Below are 3,705 nucleotides of genomic sequence, written 5' to 3' on the forward strand. Positions count from 1 at the left end.
CGCCGCGCCTCCCGGCCCGACGAAGACGACCCCGGCCGGTACCGGCTCGGCGGATCCCGCCGCCGCGGACGCGGATCCGCTGCCGCGCCGGCAGAGCCAGAGTCTGCGGGGATCGGACAAGGGGCCGGAAATGACGACCACGCTGCGTTCGGAGTCCGCGCCGAACGAGCGCGAGACGGCCGCCCGGTCGTTCGCCGAGGATCTGGAGGCGTTCACCATGGGCGGTCGTGAGGCGAGCCGGCAGAACGCGGGCGACTCCCCGGAGGGACGGACCGAATCATGACCGTCAACGCCGACACCGGCCGGCCGCCCGGTCCGGAGGACTTCGGCTGGCTGCTCAACGACTTCGCCGGTTCGACACCCGGGGTCGCGCACGCGCTGCTGGTGTCCTCGGACGGCCTCGCACTCGTCGGATCCGGCCGGATGCCCGCCGACTTCGCCGACCCGATGGCCGCCATGACCAGCGGGATGATCAGCCTGGCCAACAACATCGCCCGGCGGGTCGGGGAGAGCGGGTGCGAGCAGGTGATGCTGAAGTTCCCGGCGGGCCACTTCCTGTTCATGAGCATCGGCAGCCTGGCCGGGCTGGCGGTCCTGGTGTCCGAGGGCGCCAACCTCGGGGCGGTGGCCTACAAGATGAGCCGGCTCGTCGAGAGCGTGGGGCACGTCCTGACCCCGCAGATGCGCGACGACCTGCGCCGGATGTCGGCCGGGCAGGGAACGTGATGATCCGCGGCATCCCCCCGATCGGAGGACGACCATGACGTCCCACCCCTGGGTGCGGCCCTACGTCCTGACGGGCGGGCGGACGCGCGGGCGGCAGCACCTGTTCGTCCACACCCTGGTGTACGGACGCGGCTACGACGCGGCGTTCGCCGCCCGGCTGCTGCCCGAGGCCCGGGCCTTGTACGACCGCGTGCACACCGTCGACGAGTCGGTGGCGGAACTGTCCGCGCATTGCGGGGTGTCGCTGGGAGTCACCCGGGTTCTGCTGAGCGACCTGGCGGCGGGTGACCGGGTCGCGATCGGCGACGAGATCTCCCCGTACGACCCGCGACTCCTGGAGAGAGTGATCGATGGCCTACGCGAGCTCGCCTGACCGCCCGCCGCGCTCGCGCGCCTCCGCCAAGATCGTGATCGCGGGCGGGTTCGGCACCGGCAAGACGACCCTGGTCGGCGCGGTCTCCGAGATCCCGCCGGTCAACACCGAGGCGTGGATGACGCAGGCCGCCAAGACCGTCGACCCCCTCGGCGGCGATCCCGGCGGCAAGACCACGACGACGGTCGCGATGGATTTCGGGCGCATCACCATGGGCGACGACCTGGTGCTCTACCTGTTCGGCACGCCCGGCCAGCCGCGCTTCTGGCCGATGTGGGACGACCTCTGCCGGGGCGCCAGCGGGGCGCTCGTCCTGGTCGACACGCGCCGCCTGGACGTCTCCTTCCCCGCGGTGAACTACTTCGAGAACGACTCGGACGTGCCGTTCGTCGTCGCCGTCAACCTGTTCGACGGCCGGCACGCCCATCCGCTCCCGGAGGTGCGGGACGCCCTGGGCCTTCCCCCGCAGGTGCCGCTGACGACCTGCGACGCCCGCGACCGCGGTTCGGTCGCCAGGGTGCTCACCGAGACCCTGACCCACACCTTGCAGATGACGGCCGGACGCGGTTCCGGCGCCCTGACCACCCCCTGAGCCGTCGGGGGATCTCCGCCTAGGAGGACGCGTTGCGCAGGATCCTGATCATCGGTGCCGGGCAGGCCGGGCTGCAGCTCGCCCTGAGCCTCCAGTCCGAGGGGTACGACGTGACCGTGATGTCGTCGCGCACCCCGGACGAGATCCGCTACGGCCGGGTGATGTCGACCCAGTGCATCTTCTGGCCGCAGCTTCAGCTGGAGCGCGACCGCGGCCTGAACCTGTGGGAGGAGCAGAGCCCGAAGATCGTCGCGCAGCGGCTGACGGTCGCCGGTCCGCCCGGCCAGGAGGCGCTGCAGTTCGTCGGCCGCTGGGACGACTACGCCCAGGCGGTGGACCAGCGGGTGAAGATGGCGGGCTGGCTGGAACTGTTCGAGTCGCGCGGCGGGAACGTGGTCTACCACGGCGTCATGACGTCGGACCTGGAGGGCCTGGCCGGCCTGTACGACCTGACGCTCATCGCGGCGGGCAAGGGCGAGCTGGTCGAGCTGTTCGACCGCGACGCGTCCCGGTCCCCGTATGACCGTCCGCAGCGCCACCTGTCGTGCATCTTCCTGCACGGCATGGCCTCGCGGCCGGACTACCCCGAGCCGCACGTCCGGATCAGTGCGACTCCCGGGATCGGCGAGTTCTTCATCATGCCCGGCTACACCAACACCGGTCCCTGCGACTGCCTGCTGTGGGAGGCCGTCCCTGGAGGGCCGTTCGACGTGTGGTCCGACCGCCCGCCCCCGGAGGGGCACCTGGCCCGGACGCTGGAGCTGATGCGCCAGTACGTCCCGTGGGAGTACGAACTGACCGTCAACGCGGAGCCCACCGACGCGCGCTCCACCCTGTACGGCGGCTACGCCCCGGTCGTCCGGCATCCGGTGGGACGGCTGTCGGACTCGGTGCACGTCCTAGGAATGGGCGACGTGCTCGTGGCGAACGACCCCGTCACCGGACAGGGAGCCAACAACGCCGTGCGCTGTGCCGCCATCTACTGCGACGAGATCCTCAAGCACGGTGACCGCCCGTTCGACGCGGACTGGATGCAGCAGACGTTCGACGTGTTCTGGGACTACGCCCGGCACCCGACGCAGTACACCAACATGATGCTCGGCCCACTGCCCGAACACGTCCAGCGAGTACTGGGCGCCGCGACGCAGAACGAGCAGGTCGCCTACCGCTTCGCCTACGGGTACGCCAACCCGTGGGACTTCGAGAACTGGCTCATGGACCCGGCCAAGACCGACGCCTACCTAGCCTCCCTCCCCGCCTCCTGACAAGCGCCTGGCCGCCGGCCCGACGCCCCACCGGGCGTCGGGCCCAGCACAGGATCTCGGCGTGGTGGTCTCTCACCTGCGATGATGCGGTCGCGGAAAAGATCGAAGAAAAGTTTGGCGGGATGTCGATCCGGTGGGTGCCCGTGCGACGCGTCAGTGAAAGGCCGATGAGACGCACCGTACGGAAGGACCACCGCCATGACCGCCACCCAGATCCCCGCCACCGTCACCGCCGCCGCGACCGCTCCGCCGGGGACCGCCGCGTGCTTGCGCAAGGTGCTGTGGGGAGCGCAGATCTACCTGGCCGCGTTCCTGTTCTTCGCCTCGGCGCTGCCGAAGCTCGCCGGCCAGGCCACCGCGGTCGAGACGTTCACCGAGATCGGCTGGGGCCAGTGGTTCCGGTACGTGACCGGCATCGTCGAGGCCGCCGGAGCGATCGCGCTGGTGATCCCGCGGCTGGCCGGGCTGGCGGCCATCGGGCTGATCGGCCTGATGGGCGGCGCCGTGCTGACCCAGATCCTGGTGCTGGAGCCCGCGTGGGCACTGCTGCCCATCGCGTACGCCGTCGTGTTCGCCGCGGTCGCCCGGGACCGTCGCGCCGAGTCCAGCCAGGTGCTGCACTCCCTGCGCGACACGCTCAAGCGCTGACACCGCGCGCCGGACGGCGGACGCCGCGGAGGCCACCCGGCCCGGGGCGTCCGCCGTTTCGTTGCCGTCAGGGGGTGAGGGTCACGGGCAGGGCGGTCAGG

Annotated in this window: 5 protein-coding genes and 1 pseudogene; all 6 read left to right on the forward strand. The window is 71.1% G+C overall.

The features are described 5' to 3' along the window. A pseudogene (locus E1281_RS41590) lies at positions 1-283 on the forward strand (hypothetical protein); the annotation flags it as partial. After that, positions 280-726, forward strand: a complete 447-nt coding sequence (locus tag E1281_RS38420; protein ID WP_131884612.1) for a roadblock/LC7 domain-containing protein — start codon at positions 280-282, stop codon at positions 724-726. The pseudogene E1281_RS41590 and the gene E1281_RS38420, both read left to right, overlap by 4 nt. Before the next feature lie 34 nt (positions 727-760). Next, positions 761-1,099 (forward strand): DUF742 domain-containing protein, encoded by a 339-nt coding sequence (locus tag E1281_RS38425; protein ID WP_131884613.1) that lies wholly within the window; start codon positions 761-763, stop codon positions 1,097-1,099. Continuing rightward, positions 1,077-1,691 carry an ATP/GTP-binding protein gene (locus E1281_RS38430; RefSeq protein ID WP_131884614.1) on the forward strand — a complete coding sequence of 205 codons (615 nt, stop codon included), beginning with the start codon at positions 1,077-1,079 and terminating at the stop codon, positions 1,689-1,691. The genes E1281_RS38425 and E1281_RS38430 overlap by 23 nt, the downstream gene beginning before the upstream one ends. Before the next feature lie 32 nt (positions 1,692-1,723). Continuing rightward, positions 1,724-2,956 (forward strand): styrene monooxygenase/indole monooxygenase family protein, encoded by a 1,233-nt coding sequence (locus tag E1281_RS38435; RefSeq protein ID WP_131884615.1) that lies wholly within the window; start codon positions 1,724-1,726, stop codon positions 2,954-2,956. Between the two features lie 198 nt (positions 2,957-3,154). Then, complete coding sequence (locus tag E1281_RS38440) at positions 3,155-3,604, forward strand: DoxX family protein (protein ID WP_131884616.1); 450 nt, start codon at positions 3,155-3,157, stop codon at positions 3,602-3,604. The last annotated feature ends 101 nt before the right edge of the window (positions 3,605-3,705 follow it).

It is taken from the genome of Actinomadura sp. KC345 (assembly GCF_004348515.1).
Lineage (GTDB): Bacteria > Actinomycetota > Actinomycetes > Streptosporangiales > Streptosporangiaceae > Spirillospora.